The organism is Cedecea sp. P7760, assembly GCF_013386425.1.
In the GTDB taxonomy this organism is placed as follows: domain Bacteria; phylum Pseudomonadota; class Gammaproteobacteria; order Enterobacterales; family Enterobacteriaceae; genus Cedecea; species Cedecea selenatireducens.
The window spans coordinates 253,458-277,924 of sequence record NZ_JACARU010000015.1 but is presented as its reverse complement, the minus strand read 5'-3'; the positions used below and the strand labels follow the sequence as shown (position 1 = coordinate 277,924).

General features: G+C 55.4%; 27 protein-coding genes. 16 read left to right on the top strand and 11 right to left on the bottom strand.

Features of this window, described 5'->3' with window-relative positions:
- Positions 1–3 precede the first annotated feature (3 nt).
- The 3 genes from speB to yqgB all read right to left on the bottom strand — a co-directional run bounded on the left by speB (position 4) and on the right by yqgB (position 3,240).
- Entirely contained in the window at positions 4–924 is a 921-nt protein-coding gene (gene speB, locus HX778_RS06840; RefSeq protein ID WP_038479002.1) for an agmatinase, read from the bottom strand.
- Between the two features lie 206 nt (positions 925–1,130).
- Positions 1,131–3,107 (bottom strand): biosynthetic arginine decarboxylase, encoded by a 1,977-nt coding sequence (speA, locus tag HX778_RS06835; protein ID WP_176981579.1) that lies wholly within the window; start codon positions 3,105–3,107, stop codon positions 1,131–1,133.
- Positions 3,100–3,240, bottom strand: coding sequence for an acid stress response protein YqgB (gene yqgB / locus HX778_RS06830; RefSeq protein ID WP_370527354.1), 141 nt, complete (start codon positions 3,238–3,240; stop codon positions 3,100–3,102). The genes speA and yqgB overlap by 8 nt, the downstream gene beginning before the upstream one ends.
- A 691-nt stretch (positions 3,241–3,931) precedes the next feature.
- Between yqgB and metK the strand changes: the two genes are divergently transcribed.
- The 8 genes from metK to ruvX all read left to right on the top strand — a co-directional run bounded on the left by metK (position 3,932) and on the right by ruvX (position 11,227).
- Complete coding sequence (gene metK / locus HX778_RS06825; protein WP_038478995.1) at positions 3,932–5,086, top strand: methionine adenosyltransferase; 1,155 nt, start codon at positions 3,932–3,934, stop codon at positions 5,084–5,086.
- A gap of 391 nt (positions 5,087–5,477) precedes the next feature.
- On the top strand, positions 5,478–6,872 hold the full coding sequence (locus HX778_RS06820; protein WP_038478992.1) for a sugar porter family MFS transporter: 1,395 nt from the start codon (positions 5,478–5,480) through the stop codon (positions 6,870–6,872).
- A gap of 70 nt (positions 6,873–6,942) precedes the next feature.
- Entirely contained in the window at positions 6,943–7,458 is a 516-nt protein-coding gene (locus tag HX778_RS06815) for a SprT family zinc-dependent metalloprotease (RefSeq protein WP_061275600.1), read from the top strand.
- Between the two features lie 92 nt (positions 7,459–7,550).
- Complete coding sequence (gene endA / locus HX778_RS06810; protein ID WP_176981578.1) at positions 7,551–8,258, top strand: deoxyribonuclease I; 708 nt, start codon at positions 7,551–7,553, stop codon at positions 8,256–8,258.
- A 147-nt stretch (positions 8,259–8,405) separates the two neighbouring features.
- Entirely contained in the window at positions 8,406–9,137 is a 732-nt protein-coding gene (rsmE, locus tag HX778_RS06805; RefSeq protein ID WP_038478983.1) for a 16S rRNA (uracil(1498)-N(3))-methyltransferase, read from the top strand.
- Positions 9,138–9,149: 12 nt separating this feature from the next.
- Positions 9,150–10,097 (top strand): glutathione synthase, encoded by a 948-nt coding sequence (gene gshB / locus HX778_RS06800; protein WP_045783932.1) that lies wholly within the window; start codon positions 9,150–9,152, stop codon positions 10,095–10,097.
- Positions 10,098–10,244: 147 nt separating this feature from the next.
- On the top strand, positions 10,245–10,808 hold the full coding sequence (locus tag HX778_RS06795; RefSeq protein WP_038478977.1) for a YqgE/AlgH family protein: 564 nt from the start codon (positions 10,245–10,247) through the stop codon (positions 10,806–10,808).
- Entirely contained in the window at positions 10,808–11,227 is a 420-nt protein-coding gene (gene ruvX, locus HX778_RS06790) for a Holliday junction resolvase RuvX (RefSeq protein WP_008461550.1), read from the top strand. Before HX778_RS06795 ends, ruvX begins: the two co-directional genes overlap by 1 nt.
- 5 nt (positions 11,228–11,232) lie before the next feature.
- On the opposite strand, the gene HX778_RS06785 is transcribed toward ruvX, so the two are convergent.
- From HX778_RS06785 to HX778_RS06775, 3 genes are all read right to left on the bottom strand, one after another.
- Positions 11,233–11,688 carry a type II toxin-antitoxin system HicB family antitoxin gene (locus HX778_RS06785; RefSeq protein WP_176981577.1) on the bottom strand — a complete coding sequence of 152 codons (456 nt, stop codon included), beginning with the start codon at positions 11,686–11,688 and terminating at the stop codon, positions 11,233–11,235.
- 22 nt (positions 11,689–11,710) lie between these two features.
- Positions 11,711–11,893 (bottom strand): type II toxin-antitoxin system HicA family toxin, encoded by a 183-nt coding sequence (locus HX778_RS06780; RefSeq protein WP_071843019.1) that lies wholly within the window; start codon positions 11,891–11,893, stop codon positions 11,711–11,713.
- A gap of 61 nt (positions 11,894–11,954) precedes the next feature.
- Positions 11,955–12,980: a type IV pilus twitching motility protein PilT gene (locus HX778_RS06775; RefSeq protein WP_176981576.1), complete on the bottom strand. Its 1,026-nt coding sequence runs from the start codon at positions 12,978–12,980 to the stop codon at positions 11,955–11,957.
- Positions 12,981–12,996: 16 nt separating this feature from the next.
- Between HX778_RS06775 and HX778_RS06770 the strand changes: the two genes are divergently transcribed.
- The 5 genes from HX778_RS06770 to hemW are packed head-to-tail and all read left to right on the top strand — an operon-like array spanning position 12,997 to position 16,313.
- Entirely contained in the window at positions 12,997–13,701 is a 705-nt protein-coding gene (locus tag HX778_RS06770; RefSeq protein ID WP_038478969.1) for a YggS family pyridoxal phosphate-dependent enzyme, read from the top strand.
- Between the two features lie 24 nt (positions 13,702–13,725).
- On the top strand, positions 13,726–14,280 hold the full coding sequence (locus tag HX778_RS06765) for a YggT family protein (protein WP_038478964.1): 555 nt from the start codon (positions 13,726–13,728) through the stop codon (positions 14,278–14,280).
- On the top strand, positions 14,277–14,576 hold the full coding sequence (gene yggU / locus HX778_RS06760) for a DUF167 family protein YggU (RefSeq protein ID WP_038478961.1): 300 nt from the start codon (positions 14,277–14,279) through the stop codon (positions 14,574–14,576). The genes HX778_RS06765 and yggU overlap by 4 nt, the downstream gene beginning before the upstream one ends.
- A gap of 14 nt (positions 14,577–14,590) precedes the next feature.
- Positions 14,591–15,184: an XTP/dITP diphosphatase gene (locus HX778_RS06755; RefSeq protein WP_038478959.1), complete on the top strand. Its 594-nt coding sequence runs from the start codon at positions 14,591–14,593 to the stop codon at positions 15,182–15,184.
- Positions 15,177–16,313, top strand: a complete 1,137-nt coding sequence (hemW, locus tag HX778_RS06750; protein WP_176981575.1) for a radical SAM family heme chaperone HemW — start codon at positions 15,177–15,179, stop codon at positions 16,311–16,313. The genes HX778_RS06755 and hemW overlap by 8 nt, the downstream gene beginning before the upstream one ends.
- Positions 16,314–16,360: 47 nt before the next feature.
- Here hemW and ansB read toward each other — a convergent pair whose 3' ends face one another.
- The 4 genes from ansB to trmB all read right to left on the bottom strand — a co-directional run bounded on the left by ansB (position 16,361) and on the right by trmB (position 19,419).
- Positions 16,361–17,407, bottom strand: a complete 1,047-nt coding sequence (gene ansB, locus HX778_RS06745; RefSeq protein ID WP_176981574.1) for an L-asparaginase 2 — start codon at positions 17,405–17,407, stop codon at positions 16,361–16,363.
- Positions 17,408–17,587: 180 nt separating this feature from the next.
- The gene (locus HX778_RS06740; RefSeq protein WP_038478950.1) at positions 17,588–18,304 is read right to left on the bottom strand and encodes a DUF2884 domain-containing protein; all 717 of its coding nucleotides are present in this window, start codon (positions 18,302–18,304) and stop codon (positions 17,588–17,590) included.
- 69 nt (positions 18,305–18,373) lie between these two features.
- Positions 18,374–18,700, bottom strand: a complete 327-nt coding sequence (locus HX778_RS06735) for a YggL family protein (RefSeq protein WP_008461534.1) — start codon at positions 18,698–18,700, stop codon at positions 18,374–18,376.
- Positions 18,700–19,419 carry a tRNA (guanosine(46)-N7)-methyltransferase TrmB gene (gene trmB, locus HX778_RS06730; RefSeq protein WP_038478947.1) on the bottom strand — a complete coding sequence of 240 codons (720 nt, stop codon included), beginning with the start codon at positions 19,417–19,419 and terminating at the stop codon, positions 18,700–18,702. Before trmB ends, HX778_RS06735 begins: the two co-directional genes overlap by 1 nt.
- Before the next feature lie 155 nt (positions 19,420–19,574).
- Between trmB and mutY the strand changes: the two genes are divergently transcribed.
- Genes mutY through mltC form a run of 3 tightly spaced genes read left to right on the top strand, consistent with a single transcriptional unit; the run spans position 19,575 to position 22,058 of the window.
- The gene (gene mutY, locus HX778_RS06725) at positions 19,575–20,657 is read left to right on the top strand and encodes an A/G-specific adenine glycosylase (protein WP_176981623.1); all 1,083 of its coding nucleotides are present in this window, start codon (positions 19,575–19,577) and stop codon (positions 20,655–20,657) included.
- Positions 20,658–20,659: 2 nt separating this feature from the next.
- Positions 20,660–20,935, top strand: coding sequence for an oxidative damage protection protein (locus HX778_RS06720; RefSeq protein WP_008461529.1), 276 nt, complete (start codon positions 20,660–20,662; stop codon positions 20,933–20,935).
- A 43-nt stretch (positions 20,936–20,978) separates the two neighbouring features.
- Positions 20,979–22,058 carry a membrane-bound lytic murein transglycosylase MltC gene (gene mltC / locus HX778_RS06715; RefSeq protein ID WP_176981622.1) on the top strand — a complete coding sequence of 360 codons (1,080 nt, stop codon included), beginning with the start codon at positions 20,979–20,981 and terminating at the stop codon, positions 22,056–22,058.
- 76 nt (positions 22,059–22,134) lie between these two features.
- Here the strand turns inward: mltC and HX778_RS06710 are convergent, their stop codons facing one another.
- Complete coding sequence (locus HX778_RS06710) at positions 22,135–24,270, bottom strand: ornithine decarboxylase (protein WP_176981573.1); 2,136 nt, start codon at positions 24,268–24,270, stop codon at positions 22,135–22,137.
- Between the last annotated feature and the right edge of the window lie 197 nt (positions 24,271–24,467).

Genomic DNA, 24,467 nt, shown 5'->3' with positions numbered 1-24,467 from the left:
GGCTTATTCGCCTTTTTTCGCTGCCTGGATGTAGAGCATTTCCAGCGCCAGGGTCGCCGCGGCCAGCGCGGTGATTTCTGACTGGTCGTAGGCCGGAGCCACTTCCACCACGTCCATCCCCACGATATTCAGATCTTTCAGGCCACGTACCAGCTTGATAGCGCGGTCAGACGTCAGGCCGCCAATCACCGGCGTACCGGTACCCGGCGCGAACGCTGGATCCAGGCAGTCGATGTCAAAGGTCAGGTACACCGGCATATCACCGACGATCTGCTTAACCTGAGCGATGATGTCGTCCACGCCGCGGTCATTCACCTGGCAGGCATCCAGCACGGTGAAGCCGTTGTCTTTGTCGAACTCGGTACGGATACCGATCTGCACTGAGTGGTTCGGATCGATCAGGCCTTCGTTTGGCGCGGTGTAGAACATAGTGCCGTGGTCGAACTCGCAGCCGTTCGCGTAGGTATCGGTGTGGGCATCGAAGTGAACCAGCGCCATTTTACCGAAGTGCTTAGCGTGGGCGCGCAGCAGCGGCAAAGTCACAAAGTGGTCACCGCCGAAGGAGAGCATACGCTTGCCGGCAGCCAGCAGACGCTCGGCGTGAGCCTGAAGATTCTCGCTCATTTCGCGGGCATCACCGAAGGCGTATACCAGGTCGCCGCAGTCCACAACGTTCAGACGCTCGCGCATGTCGAAGTTCCACGGGAAGCGGTTTCCTTCCCATGCCAGGTTGGTGGACACCTGACGGATCGCTGCCGGGCCGTGGCGGCCGCCCGCACGACCGGAAGTTGCCGCATCAAACGGAACGCCGGTGATAACCCAGTCCGCATCGCTATCGTACGGCTGGAAGTTCAGCGGGAAACGCAAAAAACCAAAGGCATTAGATACCAGGGAGTTATCGTATTTGTGGCCTAAGGTGCTCATTGTCTGACCTCTCGGTTGGGGTTAAAAAAAGCCTAAAAAAAATCCCCTCCGCGTCGTTAAACCCGACGAGGAAGGGATTGGATTGGGGTACTGCCTTTTATTGAGCGGATTATCGCCGCTAATTCATACGGGTTCAAGAGAGTATAGGCGATGATGCTGCCTTTGCCCCTGACCCTGCCCTCTCGCACAGAAAGAGGGCGATTGAATTACTCGTCTTCCAGATACGTGTAACCGTAAAGACCGGCTTCAAACTCTTCGAGGAACTGCTGTTGCAGCGCCTCGTCAAGGCCGGTGTTCTTCACCTGGTCGCGGAACTGGGTCAGCAGCTTGTTCGGGTCGAGCTGCACGTACTGCAGCATATCCGCCACGGTGTCGCCTTCATCAGACAGCTCAACTTCCACGGAGCCGTCAGGGAAGACGAAGACGTCTACCGCTTCGGTGTCACCGAACAGGTTGTGCATGTTGCCGAGGATTTCCTGATACGCGCCAACCATAAAGAAGCCCAGCATCGGCGGGTTCTCCGGGTCGTATTCCGGCATTGGCATGGTCGTTGCGATACCGTCGCCGTCCACGTAGTGGTCGATTGCGCCATCGGAGTCACAGGTGATATCCAGCAGTACGGCACGGCGCTCAGGCGCGTGGTTCAGCCCTTCCAGCGGCATCACCGGGAACAGCTGGTCGATACCCCACGCATCCGGCATCGACTGGAACAGCGAGAAGTTGACGTACATTTTGTCCGCCATGCGCTCCTGCAGCTCGTCGATGATTGGACGGTGCGCGCGGTTGCTCGGATCGAGCTGCTTCTGCACGTCGTGGCACATGTTCAGGTAGAGCTGTTCGGCCCAGGCACGTTCCTGCAGGCTGTAGGCGCCGGAGGAGTAGCCGACGTGGATATCGTGCAGGTCCATCTGACTATCGTGCAGCCATTCGCGCAGCGAACGACGCGTGCCCGGCTGGTGCATTTCAAGCCAGGTTTCCCACATGCTTTGCAGCGCGCGCGGCGCGTCATCGGCCGGTGGGGTCGCTGCGGTGTATTCGTTACGCTCAACGCCGATGATGTTGGAAACCAGCACGGTGTGGTGCGCGGTTACGGCGCGGCCAGACTCGGTAATCACCGTCGGGTGCGGCAGGCCGTTTTCTTCACAGGCATCGCCGATTGCCCAGATGATGTTGTTCGCGTACTCATTCAGGCCGTAGTTAACCGAACAGTCGGACTGGGAACGCGTCCCTTCGTAGTCCACGCCCAGGCCACCGCCAACGTCGAAGCATTGGATATTCACGCCTAGCTTGTGCAGCTCAACGTAGAAGCGGGCGGATTCACGCACGCCGGTCGCGATGTCACGAATGTTTGCCATCTGCGAGCCAAGGTGGAAGTGCAGAAGCTGAATGCTGTCCAGGCGACCGCGTTCACGCAGGATTTCCACCAGCTGCAGAACCTGGTTTGCCGCCAGGCCGAATTTGGATTTTTCACCACCGGAGGACTGCCACTTACCGGAGCCCTGGGAAGCCAGACGGGCGCGAACGCCCAGGCGAGGAATCACGTTCAGGCGCTCGGCTTCTTCCAGCACGATGCTAATCTCGGACATCTTCTCGATAACCAGATAGACCTTGTGGCCCATCTTCTCGCCGATCAGCGCCAGGCGGATGTATTCGCGGTCTTTATAGCCGTTACAAACGATAACAGAACGGGTCATGCCCGCGTGCGCCAGCACGGCCATCAGCTCGGCTTTAGAGCCAGCTTCCAGACCCAGCGGCTCGCCGGAATGGATCAGCGACTCAATCACGCGACGATGCTGGTTTACTTTGATCGGATAAACCAGGAAGTAGTCGCCTTTATAGCCGTAAGATTCACGGGCGCGCTTAAAGGCGGCGTTAATTGAACGCAGGCGGTGCTGCAGGATCTGCGGGAAGCAGAACAGTGCAGGCAGGCGTTGGCCCTGGGCTTCGCGAGCTTTAACCAGCTCGGCGAGATCGACCCGAGCCTCCGGAACGTCCGGATCCGGGCAAACGCTGATGTGGCCCAGTTCGTTGACGTCGTAATAGTTATTGCCCCACCAGGCAATATTGTATGTACGCAGCATCTTGCTGGCTTCCTCGGAGCTCATGGCAACCTCCTGAATGGAACGATGTACATCCTGCCCGCCCACTGACGAACCCGAAACAGAAGTAATTTTGTCAGTCATGGCGAACCTCAAATTTTGTCGATTGTGCAAAACAGTTGACTACTATCGCAGGGGTATCCTGCAATAACAACCCATTAACAGCGCGTATTGACAGCACAAGACGCTGACAGCCAGGCTGTGCGACCGGTTTCATTTTCATATCATTGTAAAACACGTATCCGAACCCTGTATGACAGGACGGCGAAACCACGAGAAAACTCTTGTATTACAAGAGCGCCCTTGTTCAGTGACCACGGCGGATTACAGACCGGCCCGGGGATCCTGAGAAGCGCCGAGATGGGTAAAACATCGGCAAGTTTGAAAACATGAGATGCAGGCTGCGAGGAGCATATGCGCGCCAGGACGGCGTGCCAGATTAATTGAATGACGGCGGTTCATTACTCGTATCACCTCCACGCATACGTTGACTATGTATGCGACAAGCCAAAGCTGCGAGCACTGTAGCTGACAGGCTCTAAATAATTGCTCAACCCGGCTGGAAGTGGGCAACACAAACTGTGTGCTTTTGATTAAGCCGCGCGCGCCGCTTTATACCCATATCAGGGGTAAAAAGCAAAACAAAAATGCGTAAATTGCCAGCAGTGTCAGCCATGCTTTCCACTAAAGATTTCTCACATATTGCCGTTACCCTAAAAAATTCTGGCTATCTGCCGATTGTGTAATCTAAAATAGCCGTCCAGATGTTAATCCATCTATACTGATTAACTGTTAGACTGCCTGTTTTTCAATCTGTGGCAATAAGTTCCCAGGTTGGTCTATCTCACCGCACCTGCGGCGTAGAGCAGCAGCCTGAACTAAACAAATCCTTTTAGGGTGAAGAAAATATGGCTAAACACCTTTTTACGTCCGAGTCTGTATCTGAAGGGCATCCTGATAAAATCGCTGACCAAATCTCCGACGCCGTCCTTGATGCTATCCTCGAGCAGGATCCGAAAGCACGCGTAGCCTGTGAGACCTACGTTAAAACCGGCATGGTTCTGGTTGGCGGCGAAATCACCACCAGCGCGTGGGTTGATATCGAAGAAATCACCCGCAACACCGTGCGTGAAATCGGCTATGTGCATTCAGATATGGGCTTTGATGCCAACTCCTGTGCCGTTCTGAGCGCGATTGGTAAGCAATCCCCGGACATCAACCAGGGCGTTGACCGTACCGATCCGCTGGAGCAGGGCGCGGGCGACCAGGGCCTGATGTTTGGCTACGCGACTAACGAAACCGACGTGCTGATGCCAGCGCCAATCACCTACGCCCACCGTCTGGTGCAGCGTCAGGCTGAAGTGCGTAAAAACGGCTCCCTGCCTTGGCTGCGTCCGGATGCGAAAAGCCAGATCACCTTCCAATATGACGATGGTAAAATCGTCGGTATCGATGCGGTGGTGCTGTCTACTCAGCATTCCGAAGACGTCGAGCTGAAAGTCCTGCAGGAAGCGGTGATGGAAGAGATCATCAAACCTGTTCTGCCGGGCGAGTGGCTGAACGCGTCGACCAAATACCACATCAACCCAACCGGCCGTTTCGTCATCGGTGGCCCGATGGGTGACTGCGGTCTGACCGGTCGTAAAATCATCGTTGATACCTACGGCGGCATGGCTCGTCACGGTGGCGGCGCATTCTCCGGTAAAGATCCGTCTAAAGTTGACCGTTCTGCCGCCTACGCTGCGCGTTATGTTGCGAAAAACATCGTGGCTGCAGGCCTGGCCGACCGCTGTGAAATTCAGGTTTCTTACGCTATCGGCGTGGCAGAACCTACTTCCATCATGGTGGAAACCTTCGGTACCGAGAAAATCTCTACCGAGCAGCTGACCCTGCTGGTGCGTGAGTTCTTCGACCTGCGTCCATACGGCCTGATCCAGATGCTGGATCTGCTGCACCCGATTTACAAAGAGACCGCCGCTTACGGTCACTTTGGTCGCGAACATTTCCCTTGGGAAAAAACCGACAAAGCAGCACTGCTGCGCGAAGCTGCTGGCCTGAAATAACTCTCCAGCCTTCCATCTTTAAAGGCCAGCTTATGCTGGCCTTTTGCTTTCTGCCGCTGCGCCAGCACGCCTCTTTTTTCCTATTCCCCGAGCCGTTCGCCGTCATCGTGAAACCGATTACATCCGTAAATAAAGACTTCTGTTATCGCTTTTTATCATCCCTCAGTTAAAACACATCATTTGTTACATAACGCTTCAGATTAAGCTGATTTTTTCCCGCGGCGTGGACTTTAGTCACTATTAATCTCATGTTTTATCATAATGAAGTCTCTTTTTAATCTGCACCGTTAGTGTAACCGATTACATAGCTGTGATTATCATCACACACTTTTGCCCTTCGCTGACCTACCCTTAATGCCGTCAAATCCGAAAAACCCACGTGGAGGGCGTTATGCCTGACAATAAAAAATCCGGGCGTTCAAACAAAAGCATGACCTTTTTCGTCTGCTTCCTCGCCGCACTCGCCGGCCTGCTGTTTGGCCTGGATATCGGCGTAATTGCCGGTGCGCTGCCTTTTATCGCTAAAGACTTCGCCATCACTTCCCACACCCAGGAATGGGTGGTGAGCTCAATGATGTTCGGTGCCGCCGTCGGGGCCATCGGCAGCGGCTGGCTCTCCTTCAAGCTGGGCCGAAAATACAGCCTGATGATCGGCGCCGTGCTGTTTGTGCTCGGCTCCCTTTGCTCGGCCTTTGCGCCTAACGTTGAAGTGTTGATTGTTTCCCGCGTCCTGCTGGGCCTTGCCGTCGGCGTAGCTTCCTACACCGCGCCGCTGTACCTGTCAGAGATTGCGCCGGAGAAGATTCGCGGCAGCATGATCTCCATGTACCAGCTCATGATAACCATCGGTATTCTGGGCGCTTATCTCTCTGATACCGCCTTCAGCTACACCGAATCCTGGCGCTGGATGCTTGGGGTTATTACCCTGCCTGCCCTGCTGCTGCTGGTTGGCGTATTTTTCCTGCCGGACAGCCCGCGCTGGTTTGCCGCCAAGCGCCGTTTCCACGATGCTGAGCGCGTTCTGCTGCGCCTGCGTGATACCAGCGCAGAAGCGAAACGTGAGCTGGAAGAGATCCGCGAAAGCCTGAAGGTAAAACAGAGCGGCTGGTCGCTGTTTAAGGACAACTCTAACTTCCGTCGCGCGGTCTTTCTTGGCGTACTGCTGCAGGTTATGCAGCAGTTCACCGGCATGAACGTCATCATGTACTACGCACCGAAAATCTTCGAAATTGCCGGATTTGCCAACACCACGCAGCAAATGTGGGGTACCGTGATCGTCGGCCTGATTAACGTGCTGGCGACCTTCATCGCCATCGGCCTGGTGGATCGCTGGGGACGTAAGCCTACGCTGGTGCTTGGCTTCATGGTCATGGCCGTTGGGATGGGCGTGCTGGGCACCATGCTGCACATCGGTATCCACTCTCAGGGCGCGCAGTACTTCGCGATTGCCATGCTGCTGATGTTCATCGTTGGCTTCGCCATGAGCGCAGGCCCGCTGATTTGGGTGCTGTGTTCTGAAATCCAGCCGCTCAAAGGGCGTGATTTCGGTATCACCTGCTCCACCGCCACCAACTGGATTGCCAATATGATCGTTGGCGCCACCTTCCTGACCATGCTGAACACGCTGGGCAACGCCAACACCTTCTGGGTTTATGCGGCGCTGAACCTGTTCTTCATCGTCCTGACGCTGTGGCTTATTCCTGAGACAAAACACGTCTCGCTGGAACACATCGAACGTAACCTGATGAAAGGCCGTAAATTACGCGAAATCGGCGCGCACGACTAAGCTCTAACGGTCCCTCCCGGTGACGGGAGGGGCTTGCACCGCGCTTCCGGCCCCATTATTCTCTGCCGTTATGAAAGCCCCTCGACTCCCTATCGCCATCCAGCAAGCCGTGATGCGCTGCCTGCGTGAAAAGCTTCAGCAGGCCAACTCACATTTAGGCACGCATTATCCTGAGCCCAAAATGGTCTATCAGCAGCGCGGCACCGCTGCCGGAACCGCCTGGCTGGAAAGCTACGAAATTCGCCTCAATCCGGTGCTACTGATGGAAAATCAGCAGGCTTTTGTGGACGAAGTCGTCCCCCATGAGCTGGCTCACCTGCTGGTCTGGAAGCATTTTGGCCGCGTAGCTCCTCACGGCAGAGAGTGGAAATGGATGATGGAAACCGTGCTTGGCGTGCCCGCTCGCCGCACCCATCGGTTTGAAGTAGATTCGGTACGCAAAAATACCTTCCCCTACCGCTGCCCCTGCCAGCAGCATCAGCTCACCGTGCGCCGCCACAATCGGGTTCTGCGCGGTGAAGCAGAATACCGCTGCACTCATTGCGGGCAGCTATTAAAACCCGACGTTACAACCCCATGTAATTAATCATTTATTTCTGGAATTTTTACACCATCGCCGATTGAAACTGGATATCCGATCAGTTAGGGTGCGGGCACGTTTTAGTAAGGATTCTAGAAATGTCTCGCAAAATTTCTTGGGCTGTTGCATTCGTTGCAGCTCTCAGCTCGCTTCCCGCATTTAGCTCCGGCATCAACAGCTTCGCCCAGGCCAAAACCGCAGGCGTAAAAATCAATGCCGATGTCCCGGGCGACTTCTACTGCGGCTGCAAGATCAGCTGGCAGGGCAAAAAGGGCATCCCGGACCTTGAGTCCTGTGGCTATAAAGTGCGGAAAAACGAGAACCGGGCTACCCGCATTGAGTGGGAACACGTCATGCCAGCCTGGCAGTTCGGCCACCTGCTGCAATGCTGGCAGGACGGCGGGCGTAAAAACTGCGCCAAAGACCCCGTTTACCGCAAAATCGAAAGCGATATGCATAACCTGCAGCCTGCCGTCGGCGAGGTTAACGCCGACAGAAATAACTTCATGTACAGCCAGTGGAACGGCGGTGAAGGGCAATATGGCCAGTGCGCAATGAAGGTTGATTTCAAAGATAAAGTGGCCGAACCGCCGGAGCGTGCGCGAGGCGCAATTGCCCGTACCTATTTCTACATGCGCGACCAGTACCAGCTTTCGCTTTCACGCCAGCAAACCCAGCTTTTCCAGGTCTGGGACAAGCGCTATCCGGTCAACGACTGGGAGTGCGAGCGGGATGAACGTATTGCGAGAGTCCAGGGCAACCATAACCCATATGTGCTACGGGCTTGCAAGGCGCGAAACAGCTAACCTACACTAGCGGCAATTCTTTATTTGCTGTGACGAAATATCGCCCTTTCGCCAACAAAGGCCGGGGCTGAAAAATCCCTTCTCCCTTTTGGGAGAAGGTCAGGATGAGGGTCAAGTCCTGCAGCGCAACTAATCGGAAACTATTTCATGCGTATACCCCGCATTCACCACCCTGAAAATCTCTCCGTTGGCCAGGACGTACTTCTGAGCGAAGATGCGGCAAACCACGTAGGACGGGTGCTGCGTATGGGCGCAGGCCAGGCCATTCAGCTGTTCGACGGCAGCAATCAGGTGTTCGACGCGGAAATTGTGCAGGCGGATAAAAAAAGCGTGCGCGTAAAAGTGCTGGCAGCCAGCCAGGACGATCGTGAATCACCTCTCTGGCTGCATCTCGGCCAGGTCATGTCACGCGGCGAAAAAATGGAATTTACCATTCAAAAGGCCGTGGAGCTGGGCGTGAACGTTATCACCCCATTGTTTTCCGAACGCTGCGGGGTAAAACTGGACGCTGAAAGGCTGAGCAAAAAGCTCCAGCAGTGGCAGAAGATTGCCGTCGCCGCCTGCGAACAATGCGGCCGTAACCGGGTGCCAGAAGTTCGCCCGGCGATGGAGCTGGAAGCCTGGTGCGCCGAGCAGGATGCAGCTCTAAAACTTAATCTACACCCTCGCGCCAGCGCCAGCATCAACACCTTACCGCAGCCGGTCGAGCGCGTGCGCCTGCTGATTGGCCCGGAAGGGGGCCTGACGGCGGATGAGATCGCCATGACCGCTGAACACCAATTTACTGATATTCTGTTGGGACCGCGCGTTCTGCGTACTGAGACCACCGCGCTCACCGCCATTACCGCACTGCAGGTGCGCTTTGGCGATCTGGGCTAAAGGAGAACAACAATGATCAAGCTCGGCATCGTGATGGACCCCATCGCACACATCAACATCAAAAAAGACTCCAGCTTTGCCATGTTGCTGGAAGCGCAGCGTCGTGGTTACGAACTGCACTACATGGAAATGGCCGATTTGTATCTGAACAACGGCGAGGCACGCGCACGCACTCGCCTGCTCAGCGTCGAGCAGAATTACGATAAGTGGTATGAGTTTGGCTCCGAGCAGGATATCGCCCTGGCAGACCTGAACGTCGTACTGATGCGAAAAGACCCGCCGTTCGACACCGAATTTATCTACGCGACCTACATTCTTGAGCGCGCAGAAGAGAAAGGCACGCTGATCGTTAACAAGCCGCAAAGCCTGCGCGACTGTAACGAAAAGCTGTTCACCGCATGGTTTGCCGACCTGACGCCGGAAACGCTGGTGACCCGCAACAAAGCGCAGTTGAAAGCCTTCTGGCAGCAGCACGGCGATATCATTATGAAACCGCTGGACGGCATGGGCGGCGCGTCTATCTTCCGCGTGAAGCAGGATGACCCAAACATCGGCGTTATCGCAGAAACCCTTACCGAACTGGGCACCCGCTACTGCATGGCGCAGAACTACCTGCCGGCCATTAAAGACGGCGACAAGCGCGTGCTGGTGGTAGATGGTGAGCCGGTGCCTTACTGCCTGGCACGTATTCCGCAGGGCGGCGAGACTCGCGGCAACCTGGCGGCCGGTGGCCGTGGTGAACCTCGTCCACTGACCGAAAGCGACTGGGAAATTGCCCGCCGCGTTGGGCCAACGCTTAAGGCTAAAGGCCTGATTTTTGTTGGCCTGGATATCATCGGCGATCGCCTGACTGAGATTAACGTCACCAGCCCAACCTGCATCCGTGAAATCGAAGCCGAATTCCCTGTGTCGATTACCGGCATGCTGTTCGATGCCATCGAAAAACGCCTCGCACACTAAGCGCATCCGGGCGGGTAACGGTTACCCGCCCATTCCTTCAAAGGCGCGATACAGGCCGGGTAGCCGCTCTTCCTTCATTAGTGGTAAGCTGGCCACTCTTCGCGCAGCCACTGCCGCTTTTATCAACCGGGATCAGAACCTCTGACAATGAATTTACAGCATCACTTTCTTATTGCCATGCCGGCTCTTCAGGACCCCTTATTTAAGCGCTCTGTAGTCTATATTTGCGAATACAACGATGAAGGCGCGATGGGGATTATCATCAATAAACCGCTGGAAAATCTGCAGGTTGATGGCGTTCTCGAAAAGCTAAAAATTGAACCAGAACCGCGTGATACCGCGATTCGCCTGGATAAGCCCGTTTTCATCGGCGGCCCTCTGGCGGAAGACCGCGGCTTCATCCTGCACTCGCCGCCGGGCAACTTCGGTTCGAGCATCCGCATTTCCGACGACACGGTGATCACCACCTCGCGGGACGTGCTGGAAACTTTAGGCACCGAAAAGCAGCCGAAAGAGGTGATTGTTGCCCTAGGTTACTCCTCCTGGGAAAAGGGCCAGCTTGAGCAAGAAATCATGGAAAACTCATGGCTGACGGCGCCTGCCTCTCCTGAGATCCTGTTCCATACGCCGATTGCAGACCGCTGGCGCGAAGCCGCCCGCCTGATAGGCATCGACATCCACACTATGCCAAGCGAAGCGGGGCACGCCTGATGAGCAGCGGAACCTTAATGGCCTTTGACTTCGGGACCAAAAGCATCGGTGTCGCTATCGGCCAGCGAATTACCGGCACAGCCCGGCCTTTAACCGCGCTTAAAGCGCAGGACGGTACCCCGGACTGGAACGCGGTAGAAAAAATCCTGAAAGAGTGGCAGCCGGAAGAAGTGGTGGTTGGTTTACCGCTGAATATGGACGGCACCGAGCAACCTCTGACGGCACGCGCCCGCAAGTTCGCCAACCGCCTGCATGGCCGCTTTGGGGTGAAGGTCTCTCTGCAGGACGAGCGCCTGAGCACCGTCGAAGCCCGCGCAGGGCTGTTCGAACACGGTGGCTTCCGCGCCCTGAACAAAGGCAGCATTGACTCCGCTTCGGCCGTTATCATCCTCGAGAGCTGGTTCGAATATCACCCGTGAAGGGATTAGCTGTTGGGTGCTTCGCTTCCTGCGTTCAGCAGCTCATGCCTCGCGGCAATCGCCAGAAAATGGCTGCGGTCCCGGTAGCCTGATGAAGGCTGCTTTACACGGGAATCAATACGGCGCAGCAGCGCGTCCGGCAGCGTGATATTTAACCGCTGCTGTTTTCCTTCCAGCGCTGATAAATCTACATCAACCAGCAGCCATTGCTGACAGTAGGCGTACTCCGGGTCGGCGGCATAAGCAAAAGGCCCTGCATCACGAAGCTGCGTAATATCTTTTCCGCTTTCTACCATTAAATCGACAATCGACAGCACCGCGTCCTGCACCATCGGTGCGATATCAGCCTGGCTATCCGCCGCGGATACGCAGCCAAAGTCATCGTTGCATAGCGCGGGGACGACCAGGCCAAACGCTTCGTTTTCAGTTGCCGGTAACTCTACACCAACAGAAAAAAACATCTTTAACCTCCGGCTGTGCAGGCTAAATCCCTGCCATTTTGCGTATGGATTTGACGGTACCGATGGGCAAATCCTTTTTGGGATGCGGAATGGGGAAAGTTTTTCCGGTTTCAGGCGACCACCAGATCCAGTGACTCCCCCCGGAACGTCTGACGGATTCACACCCTGCAGCCCTCAATTCCTTAATTAGCTCGGCTGAGGTCATCATGATCTCCCTGGCTGATAAGGAATATACACACCAATACACACAGAAGCAACAAAAGCGTTCAAAGCGGCACCTCCCATGGCTCACTGACTGCCAGGTCGCCCTCGCCAATGCTGCCCTCACGCAGCCGCTGTGCCTCGCTTTGAGCAAAACTTTGCATACCTTGCTGCTGACCGGTTTGTAACACACCAGGCAGTTGATGCGTTTTCCCTTCACGAATCAGGTTTGCCACCGCTGAGGTGTTAACCAGCAGTTCGTAAAGCGCCACCCGACCACCGTCACGCGACGGTACCAGCTTCTGCGCCAGCACCGCTTTAAGGCTACCTGCAAGCTGGGTGCGAATCAGGTTTTTCTCCTGGGCGGGGAATACATCCACCAGCCGCTCTACGGCCTGTGCAGCGCCACGCGTATGCAACGTCGCCAGCACTAAATGCCCGGTCTCTGCGGCGGTCAGCGCGAGGCCTATCGTTTCGCTATCACGCAGCTCCCCCAGCAGAATGACATCGGGGTCCTCCCTCAGAGCGGCTTTTAAAGCCGAGGCATAGCTTTCACAATGCCGACCTGGCTCACGCTGCTGAATCAGGCAGCGGCCGGAGGAATGAATAAATTCAATGGGGTCTTCCAGCGTCAGCACGTGGCCATCAAGATGCTGGTTGAGATGCTGGATCATCGCTGCAAGCGTTGTAGATTTCCCGCTACCGGTGGCCCCGGTAACCAGTATCAACCCCTCGCTTTCACGCAAAAGTTCGTTAATGTGAGCCGGCGTTTTCAATGCCTTCAGCGTCAGGCAGGATGATGCCAGCAATCTCAGCGCCAACGAGTGCCCTTCCTGGTGTAAAAAAGCATTTCCCCTTAGCCTGACGCCGCTCTCAAGCGTGAGAGAAAAATCCAGCTGCCCGGCACGTTTGAGCTGTGACGTCTGCTCTTCATTAAGCCAGGCACCCAAAACCTCTTCAACCTCCGGTGCGGCCTCCGGGCACAGCTCCAGCCTGCCGCGCTTTCGCCAACGCGCCGGTTGACGTGCGCACAGGTGTAGATCGGAGACATTATGCTTTACACTAAGGGCCACAATTTCTTCGATATCCATATCACTTCCAACGATCATGAATGAGATAGCGCACAATCTGGCACAGGTTCACGGGAAAATATCAGCCGCCGCTGCACGCTGCGGCAGAAGCCCTGAAGAAGTTACACTGCTTGCAGTCAGCAAAACTAAACCTGCGAGCGCCATCGCAGAAGCGGTCGCCGCGGGGCAACGTGCCTTTGGCGAAAACTATGTGCAGGAAGGCGTGGATAAGATTCACCACTTCGCTGAACAGGGCGTGGAAGGGTTGGAATGGCACTTTATCGGGCCGCTGCAGTCGAACAAAAGTCGCCTGGTGGCGGAGAATTTTGACTGGTGCCATACCGTCGACAGACTACGTATTGCCAGCCGATTAAGCGAGCAGCGCCCGTCAACGCTGCCGCCGCTGAACGTGCTGATTCAAATTAATATCAGCGACGAAAACAGTAAATCCGGCATCGCGTTAACCGAGCTGGAGCAGTTGGCTGCGGAAGTGGTGGCCTTACCGGGATTGACGCTGCGGGGATTAATGGCCATTCCTGCGCCGGAACCGGACTACGAGCGCCAGCTTGCCGTTTGCCGCAAAATGGCAGAAGCCTGCCATGCACTCAAAGACCGTTATGCAACGGTCGATACGTTATCTTTGGGCATGACCGATGACATGGAAGCCGCGATTGCCGCAGGCAGCACCATGGTGCGCATTGGAACCGCTATTTTCGGCGCGCGGGATTATTCCGCTCGTTAATCACCATCATTTTTGAGGAAAACCATGCTAACGTTGACTTTCCTGGTCAAAACCCTGATTGAGCTGTACGTAATGGTGCTGCTTATCCGTATCTGGATGCAGTGGGCACGCTGTGATTTCTATAACCCTTTTGCCCAGTTCATTGTCAAGGTCACCCAGCCTGTCGTCGGGCCGCTTCGCCGCGTGCTCCCGTCCATTGGGCCGATTGATACTTCATCCCTGCTGGTGGCATTTATCCTCACCACGCTGAAGTTTCCTATTTTGCTGTTGATTCAGTCCGGCGGGCTGTCGCTCGATCCGTTCAATTTAGTCATTGGCGTCCTGTCGCTATTGAAATCAGCCGGTACGATGGTGTTCTGGGTGATCATTATCCGCTCGCTGATGAGCTGGATAAGCCAGGGCCGTAGCCCGATTGAATATGTACTGATGCAAATGACCGAGCCAATGATGGCGCCGATTCGCCGCATTTTACCGGCCATGGGCGGGCTTGATTTCTCCGCTATGGTGGTGATTCTGATCCTTTATGCGCTGAACTATCTCGGTATGGATCTGTTCCCTGGCCTCTGGTACGCCATTTGAGTGCTGTCACTCAACTGCCTGACGGGCTGGTTTTGCGGCTGTATATTCAGCCCAAAGCCAGCCGCGACAGCCTGGTCGGTGTGCATGGCGACGAGCTAAAAGTCGCCATCACCGCGCCGCCGGTCGACGGGCAGGCCAACGCTCACCTGGTAAAATACCTGGCCAAACAGTTCCGGGTCGCGAAAAGCCAGGTGGTGATTGAGAAAGGCGACCTTGGCCGCCATAAACAAGTTAAAATTATCGGCCCGCAGCAAATCCCGACGGAAGTCGCGGCATTGATTGAAACCCTCGAATAACGACAGGACTGGCTATGCAAAAAGTCGTATTAGCTACCGGTAACGCCGGTAAAGTGCGTGAACTCGCCGATTTACTGGCGGATTTCGGCCTCGATGTGGTCGCGCAAACTGAACTGAACGTGGAGTCGGTAGAAGAGACCGGCCTGACCTTTATAGAGAACGCCATTCTCAAGGCCCGCCATGCGGCTAAAGTAACCGGGCTTCCGGCGCTGGCCGACGACTCTGGCCTTGCGGTGGATGCTCTGGGCGGGGCTCCGGGTATCTATTCCGCGCGCTATGCGGGCGAAGATGCCAGCGACCAGCAGAATCTCGAAAAACTTCTGGAAGCGCTGAAAGATGTGCCGGACGATAAACGCCAGGCTCAGTTCCACTGCGTGCTGGTCTATATGCGTCACGCGGAAGACCCAACGCCGCTGGTGTTCCACGGCAGCTGGCCGGGAGTGATTACCCACGCACCTGCCGGGCAAGGTGGCTTTGGCTACGATCCTATTTTCTATGTTCCGTCCGAGGGGAAAACCGCGGCCGAGCTGACCCGCGATGAAAAGAGCGCCATTTCCCATCGTGGGCAAGCGCTGAAACTGTTACTGGAAGCAATGCGTAATGGCTAATTTGCCACCTCTGAGTCTCTACATTCACATCCCCTGGTGCGTACAGAAGTGCCCATACTGTGACTTCAACTCCCACGCGCTGAAAGGCGACGTGCCGCACGACGAATACGTGAGCCATTTACTGCGCGATCTCGACCGCGACGTGCCGTTGGCTCAAGGGCGTGAGGTAAAGACTATTTTCATCGGGGGCGGCACCCCAAGCCTGCTGTCCAGCGAAGCCATGCAAACGCTGCTGGACGGCGTGCGCTCGCGCATAAAGCTGGCAGATGACGCAGAAATCACGATGGAAGCCAACCCCGGTACGGTTGAAGCCGACCGCTTTGTTGGCTACCAAAAAGCGGGCGTGAACCGCATTTCTATCGGCGTGCAGAGCTTTAGCGAACCTAAGCTAAAACGCCTGGGCCGTATTCATGATGCGGGCGAGGCCAAACGTGCGGCTAATCTGGCAAGCGGCCTGGGCCTGCGTAGCTTTAACCTTGACCTGATGCACGGCCTGCCTGACCAGTCGATTGAAGAGGCGCTGGACGACCTGCGCCAGGCCATTGAACTGAACCCACCGCATCTTTCCTGGTATCAGCTGACCATCGAGCCAAATACGCTGTTTGCTTCACGCCCGCCGAAGCTACCGGATGACGACGCGCTGTGGGATATCTTCGAGCAGGGCGACAAGCTGCTCACCGCCGCAGGGTACCAGCAATATGAAACCTCCGCCTATGCGAAGCCGGGCTACCAGTGTCAGCACAACCTGAACTACTGGCGCTTTGGCGACTATCTTGGCATTGGCTGCGGCGCGCACGGTAAAGTCACCTTCCCGGATGGGCGTATTACTCGCACGGCGAAAACGCGTCACCCGCGCGGCTACATGGAAGGAAAATATCTCGACCGCCAGCATGACGTAGAACAGGCTGATAAGCCGTTCGAGTTCTTTATGAACCGCTTCCGCCTGCTGGAAGCCGCGCCACGCAGCGAGTTCAAGCTCTATACCGGTTTAGATGAAGCAACCATTCGCCCGCAGCTGGATGAGGCGATGGCGAAAAACTATATGACTGAAACGGATGAGTACTGGCAGATAACCGAGCACGGGAAGCTGTTTTTAAACTCCCTGCTTGAACTGTTCCTTGCCGGGTAACCTCTTCCTGTGATGCCCTGGCTGGACGGCCAGGGCGGGCGTACGGATCAGTACTGGTTAAACATTTCCTGAATTTGCTTCGGATCTTTGGTTTTAGTCAGCGCCAGCTGCAACAGCACGCGGGCTTTTTGCGGGTTCAGCGAACCAGAGGCGACAAAACCATACTTCCCATCATCCACTTCCGCATCACGGGTGGTGTAACCTGTCGGCACGCGCGATGAGCGAACCACAACGGTCCCCTCGTGCGCGGCGGTCGCAAGAGTATCGAACACGGTCTTATACAGGTTACCGTTGCCCACACCGGCGCTAACGATCCCTTCATAGCCGGCGTCCACCAGCGCTTTCACCGGCAGGTCAGAGGCATTAGCATAGTTATAGATAATACCCACCTTCGGCAGCTCGCTCAGCGTCGACACGTCAAACGGCGTGGACGTTGTGTGCTTACGCGCCGGGGTGCGTTGATAGTCAATTTTGCCATTATGGATATAGCCCAGCGGGCCAAAGTTGACGGACTTGAACGTCGCAACATCCGTAGTACTGGTTTTGGTGACGTCACGCCCATCCAGCACGGTATCATTCATTACCACCATCACCCCACGGTTGGCAGACTGCGGGTCAACGGCCGCGACCACCGCGTTATAGAGGTTAAATGGGCCATCGGCGCTCATCGAGGTCGACGGACGCATCGCGCCTACCAGAACCACCGGCTTATTACATTTCACCGTGAGATCGAGGAAATAGGCGGTTTCCTCCATCGTGTCCGTGCCGTGGGTAATAACAAACCCATCGGTTTTATCGCAGTCGGCGTTAATTTTCTTCGCCAGCGTCAGCCAGACCCGATCGTTCATATCCTGCGAACCGATATTAACGACCTGCTCGCCCTTCACCACCGCCAGATCTTTTAGCTGCGGTACCGCGTTAACCAAATTCTCTACGCCGACTTTACCGGCGGTGTAATTAGATTTCGTTGCCGAATCACCGCCTCCGGCAATAGTGCCGCCGGTTGCCAAAATAGTGACATGAGGCAAAGCAAGGGCCGCACCGCTGAACCCCATAACTACTGTGAGAAGCGCCATTTTTCCAAAAAACTTCATTTTAATTCTCCAGTTATGTGAATTTGCCGCATTATCCCAGCATCGAAGATGAATAATGTGACTACAGCCCATTAACCAGATAAACGCTCTCTAATAATCACGATTATTAGATACAGAAACCAATGAACAGAAAATAATAATAAATCGGAGGAAGCGGCCGGGAAAAAGCCGGCCTCTGGATTACTTAAGCCCGCTCACCAGCGCCTTGCGGCTCTGCTCAAGGGTGATCACGCGGTCACACACATCTTTACCGAACTTCTGAAAATCCGCTTCCTGATTATTCCACTCGTTCTGAACCGCCGTTTGCAGGCCGCCGAGGTTACCCAGCACATTCTGCAGCGGGTTGCCGCCGCCTTTCAGCACCGCCTGCGCGCCCATTTCATTAATGCTGTCCTGCAGAATGCCGCCCATCGCCTGGTTCACCAGCTGCTGGCCATCGGCCCTTACCTGATCGACGGCTTTATAGTGGAACGTCAGCCCGTCCTGGCGGCGCTCGATAATACGGTTCATCTGCTCTTTTAGCTGGGCATCCAGCTTGGTCAGGCGGCTGCGCATGCTGCTGCTCTCTCCGACCTGCTTCGCAATAATGCCGTCCAGCGCTATGCGGCTTTTCTCTACGCGAGAACGGGCACCGTTATCAATCCACGGTAAATCCGTGCGCAGAGCTTTTTGGTAGTTCAACGCCTGCTGGCGCTGTGCCGCGCTCAGCGTCTTCTGAACGCCGTTGTATTTGACGCTGCCGTCAGGCGCAATCACCAGGTTACCGTTCTCACCCACGACCTGAACGGACTGCGGGCTAATGACCACGTCATCGCGTGGATTTACGCTGCACTGATAGTCAGCGTGCGCCGAAGCGGCGGTGACCAGCAGCGCGCCTAAAAGAACCTTACGGATCATATTCTCTCCTGAAAAATCAGCTCCTGAAAAAAAGGCTGGTTAATTAACCAGCCTGTTTTTTGCTAACGCTTAGTCCCACCAGACGTCGAACAGATCGCTAATGCGAACATCTTCGAGCTTGCGGTCTTCTAACCATTTGCGCACCAGCGCCTGATGCTCTTCGGTGCATTTGCCAATCTCTTCCATGCACACCAGACCTTCCCAGACCAGGTAACCACTGCCGTCAAAGGCCAGCTTGTTCGGCGCAATCACTTCAGCGATCAGCTCGTCCACGGTTTTATCGATTTGCTCTTCGGAAGTGCCCTCCGGGAAGCGCCAGGCAATCGAGAACCCCAGTTCCTGGAACTCTTCGATGTGCATTTTCTTACGCAGACGACGGCTACGATTCTTTGCCATTATTTCACCCTCTCGAACATTAAGTCCCATACGCCGTGGCCAAGACGATGGCCACGTTGTTCAAATTTGGTCACTGGACGTGAGTCCGGACGCGGTACGTAGTCGTGACTCTCCGACTGGTTTTTATACCCTTCGATAGAGGACATCACTTCGAGCATATGTTCAGCATAAGGTTCCCAGTCGGTTGCCATATGGAACACGCCGCCCAGCTTCAGCTTACGCTTCACAAGGTCAGCAAACGGTACCTGAACGATACGGCGTTTATTATGACGCGCTTTATGCCATGGATCAGGGAAAAACAGCTGAACCATGTTCAAAGAATTGTCAGGAATCATGTTTTCCAGCACTTCCACCGCGTCGTGGCACATCACGCGGAGGTTCTCCACGCCGGCTTCATGCGCGGTGCTCAGGCAGGCGCCCACGCCCGGTGAATGCACTTCAATACCGAGGTAGTTGTGCTGCGGATTGGTTTGCGCCATGGCCACCAGCGACGTGCCCATACCGAAACCGATTTCCAGCGTGACCGGCGCTTCGCGGCCAAAAATCTCGCTAAAGTCGGCAGGCTCGGCCTGGAACTCAACGCCCATCACCGGCCAGTAGTTATCCAGCGCGTGCTGCTGGCCTTTTGTCAGACGCCCCTGGCGACGGACAAAGCTGCGGATGCGGCGCAGTACACGGCCTTCTTCATTAAATTCCGGTGAAATGACGTCATTCTTCATGGTTTTCTTAACGCTTCGCTTAGTGTTCGGGAAACGGGCATTATCCAAAGTTAAGGATGAGAAGCAAGTGGCAGAAAGTTCCGGTTTACAGCTTTACGCCTCTGTGCTGGAATCGGCACCTTTATTACACCTTTGCCGGATATCCCGCGTTGACGATGCAAGCTCCTCAATTCTCCCAACAAGTCCTCGACTGGTACCACAAGTATGGGCGCAAAACCCTGCCGTGGCAGCAGGAGAAAACGCCTTATAAAGTATGGCTCTCTGAGGTGATGTTGCAACAAACCCAGGTCGCGACGGTTATCCCTTATTTTGAGCGCTTTATGGCGCGCTTCCCCACCGTGACCGATCTGGCAAAAGCGCCGCTGGATGAAGTGCTGCATCTGTGGACCGGCCTGGGCTACTACGCCCGCGCCCGTAATCTGCATAAAGCCGCGCAACAGGTTGCCGATAAACACGGTGGCGTTTTCCCACAAACGTATGAAGAAGTCGCGGATTTGCCGGGCGTTGGACGCTCAACCGCAGGCGCGATTCTGTCTCTTTCGTTGGGCAAACACTTCCCTATTCTCGACGGCAACGTTAAGCGCGTGCTCGCGCGTTGCTATGCCGTTTCCGGCTGGCCGGGTAAAAAAGAGGTCGAAAACCGCCTCTGGGAAATAAGCGAACGAGTCACTCCGGCGCAAGGTGTAAGCCAGTTTAATCAGGCGATGATGGATCTTGGCGCGATGGTCTGCACGCGCTCAAAACCCAAGTGCGAACTTTGCCCGCTGAGCAACGGCTGCGTGTCTTATGCTAATCACAGCTGGGCTAATTATCCCGGCAAGAAGCCTAAAGTGACGCTACCGGAACGCACCGGCTATATGCTGATGATGCAGCATGGCGATGAAGTATTTCTGGCACAGCGCCCGGCCGTTGGACTATGGGGCGGATTATTCTGCTTCCCACAGTTTTCTGACGAACAGGAACTGCATAACTGGCTGGAACAGCGCGGAATTCCGGCCGATAATCTCACGCAGTTAACGGCTTTCCGCCATACCTTTAGCCATTTCCATTTGGATATTGTGCCAATGTGGCTTCCGGTGTCGTCTACGGGCGGCTGCATGGATGAAGGCCCCGCTCTCTGGTATAACTTAGGCCAGCCACAATCCGTCGGGCTGGCGGCTCCAGTAGAGCGCCTGCTACAACAATTGCGTGCCGAACCGGTTGCCTTAGCGCCCGTTCGCGCCGAAGAAGAGGAATAATCATGAGCAGAACGATTTTTTGTACTTACCTGCAGCGCGACGCTGAAGGCCAGGATTTCCAGCTGTACCCGGGCGAGCTGGGCAAGCGAATCTACAACGAAATCTCCAAAGAAGCATGGGCGCAGTGGCAGTCCAAGCAAACCATGCTTATCAATGAAAGAAAGATGAGCATGATGAACCCGGAGCACCGAAAAGAGCTGGAAAACGAGATGGTCAATTTCCTGTTTGAAGGGAAAGAAGTCCATATCGAAGGCTTCACCCCGCCAGAAAAACAGTAATCGTCGGCACCTTTTTGCAAACACAACACGCATACACGGAATGATGAAAAAACTTCTCGCGCTGGCTCTTGTGGCCCCGTTGCTGATCTCCTGTTCGAGCAAAAAAAACGACGACGCCTACAACGACGCGTTTATCAAGGACACCAACGGGTTCGATATTTTAATGGGGCAATTTGCCAACAACATTGAAAATATCTGGGGGATGAAAGAGGTACTGATTGCAGGCCCGAAAGATTACGTCAAATACACCGACCAATATCTGACGCGTAGCCACATTAACTTCGACGAAGGTACCATCACCGTTGAGACCATCGCGGGAACCGATCCTGCCGCGCACCTGCGCCAGGCGATCGTTACCACCCTGCTGATGGGCGACGATCCGGGTTCGATCGATCTTTATTCTGACGCCAACGACGTCCAGATTTCCAAAGAACCGTTCCTTTACGGACAGGTGGTGGATAACACCGGCCAGCCGATCCGCTGGGAAGGGCGCGCCACGAAGTTTGCCGATTATCTACTGCAAACGCGCCTGCAAAAGCGCAGTACCGGGCTGAAAATAGTCTATAGCGTGACCATCAACCTTGTGCCTAACCACCTCGACAAGCGTGCCCATAAGTACCTTGGCATGGTGCGTAAAGCCTCGAAGAAATACGGCGTAGAAGAGTCACTGATCCTGGCTATCATGCAGACGGAATCGAGCTTTAACCCGTATGCGGTAAGCCACGCGGATGCGCTGGGCCTGATGCAGGTTGTGCAGCACAGCGCCGGAGTTGACGTGTTCAAGGCTCAGGGGAAATGGGGTAAACCAAGCCGCAGCTTCCTGTTCGATCCGGAAAGCAATATCGATACCGGCACGGCTTATCTGGCGATTCTGCAAAACAGCTATCTGGGGCAGATTGATAACCCAACGTCACGTCGCTATGCGGTTATCACCGCTTATAACGGCGGCGCGGGCAGCGTGCTGAGAGTGTTCTCCAACGACAAAACTCAGGCATTCAGCCTGATTAACAGCATGGGGCCGGGCGACGTCTACCAGACGCTGACAACGCGCCACCCTTCCGCTGAGTCTCGTCACTATCTGTATAAGGTGAACACCGCGCAGAAGAGTTACCGCCGGCGGTAGTTTAGACGGATACCCTCACCCTTGTTTGCTCCCTCGCCCCCCTGGGGAGAGGGCCGGGGTGAGGGGCCATTCCCTCTTACTTCAACATATAACCGTACAACCGCTTAATACCGTCCGCATCCGTCTCGCTATACACGCCCTGAAGCTCAGGCGAGAAGCCCGGCAGCATGTTCACGCCCTCTTCCAGCGCCAGGAAATAGCGCAGCGCCGCCCCGCCCCAAACTTCACCCGGTACCACGCATAGCACGCCAGGCGGGTAAGGCAACGCGCCTTCCGCCGCGATACGCCCTTCGGCTTCACTCAGACGCACCAGCTCCACGTTGCCACGAATAAACTCGATGTTGGCGTCCTGCGGGTTCACCGCCACGGCGGGCAGGCTTTGCTTGCGGAACATCGCCTTCTGTAGCTCTTTAACTTCAAAGCTCACGTACAGGTCGTGCATCTCCTGGCAAAGCTGACGCAGCGTGTAGCCTTTGTAACGCACCGGGTATTTCTGATAAATCGTTGGCAGCACGTCCGCCAGCGGCGTGTCGTCCTCGATGTGCTGTTCAAACTGCGCCAGCATCGCCACCAGCTGAGCCAGCTTATCGTGGCTTTCCGCAGGGGTAAGCAGGAACAGGATCGAGTTAAGATCCGACTTCTCCGGCACAATGCCGTTTTCGCGAAGATAGTTAGCGAGGATCGCCGCAGGCACGCCGAACCCGGTATAGCTGCCGGTTTGCGGATCAATACCCGGCGTGGTTAACAGCAGCTTGCAGGGATCGACAAAATATTCGTCCTTCGCGTAGCCTTCAAAGCCGTGCCAGCTTTCACCCGGCTCAAAGCTGAAGAAGCGGCGTTCCTGCGCGATCTTCTCCGTGGGATGATCCTGCCACGGGCGCCCTGCGACCTCCGGCGGAATAAACGGTTTGATCATCTTACAGTTGGCGATAATCGCCTTGCGGGCCTCAATGCCCATTGCCACGCATTCCGCCCACAGGCGACGACCGCTTTCACCCTCATGAATCTTGGCGTTTATGTCCAGCGCGGCAAACAGCGGATAGAACGGGCTGGTTGAGGCATGGAGCATGAAAGCATTGTTCAGCCGCTTGTGCGGGCAGAAGCGTGCCTGGCCCCGAAGATGGTTGTCTTTCTTATGGATCTGCGAAGTCTGGGAGAAACCGGCCTGCTGCTTGTGAACCGACTGGGTAACAAAGATCCCCGGATCGTTTTCGTTCAGATCCAGCAGCAGCGGCGAACAGTCCGCCATCATCGGAATAAACTGCTCGTAGCCGACCCATGCCGAGTCGAAGAGGATGTAATCGCACAGATGGCCGATGTTATCCACCACCTGCCGGGCGTTATAAATCGTACCGTCATAGGTGCCCAGTTGGATAACCGCCAGGCGGAACGGCCTTGCTTCCTGAGCACGCTCAGGTGCCACTTCCGCAATCAGCTCCCGCAGGTATTTCTCATCAAAACAGTGCGCGTCAATGCCGCCGATAAAACCGAATGGGTTACGGGAAGCCTCAAGATAAACCGGCGTCGCCCCGGCCTGGATAAGTGCGCCGTGATGGTTAGATTTGTGGTTGTTACGGTCAAACAGGACCAGGTCACCGCGCGTCAGCAGCGCGTTGGTCACCACTTTGTTGGCGGCGGAGGTGCCGTTAAGCACGAAATAGGTTTTGTCAGCATGAAAAACTTTCGCGGCAAACTTCTGCGCGTGCTTGGCAGAGCCTTCGTGGATCAGCAAATCCCCAAGTTTGACGTCTGCGTTGCACATATCGGCCCGAAACACGTTCTCACCGAAGAAATCATAAAACTGGCGGCCTGCAGGATGCTTTTTGAAGAACTCGCCGTGCTGGTGGCCTGGGCAGGCAAAAGTGCTGTTGTCCATCGCCACGTACTTAGTCAGCGTGTTGAAGAACGGCGGCAGCAGGTCTTCCTCGTAATCACTGGCCGCGGTTTCCAGCTCCAGATAATCCTGCGCTTTCCCGGTTATCACGCCGGTTACCGCAGGCAAGCCGTCAACGGCGGCCTCGCTGAAAATGAATACCGGTAAATTAAAACCCGTGCGCTTGAGCAAGGCCAGAATACCGCTGCGGCTATCCGCAACGGAAATGACAACTGCCGCCACATCGGTGAAGTCTGTATCGTCAAGCGTGACCACTTCGCGATGCGTTGAGAGTAATGCAGCCACATCGTGGCTGGCGGCAATTTTCAATGATTTCATAAGCACAAATCCCCGTCTGCAAGGATGAGTGAGTGCCAACCGGCACGGCAAAGGGAAAATTCCCCGGTGAAGGCGTTCTGAGGGTCTTAGGTGTGAATCCACTTCGACCGCCAGACATCAGTAAAACCAGACGGAGTCTGATTTTACTGATGTCCTGCAGCGAGCATACATTGCCCTCACCGCATGGTGAGCAAGGG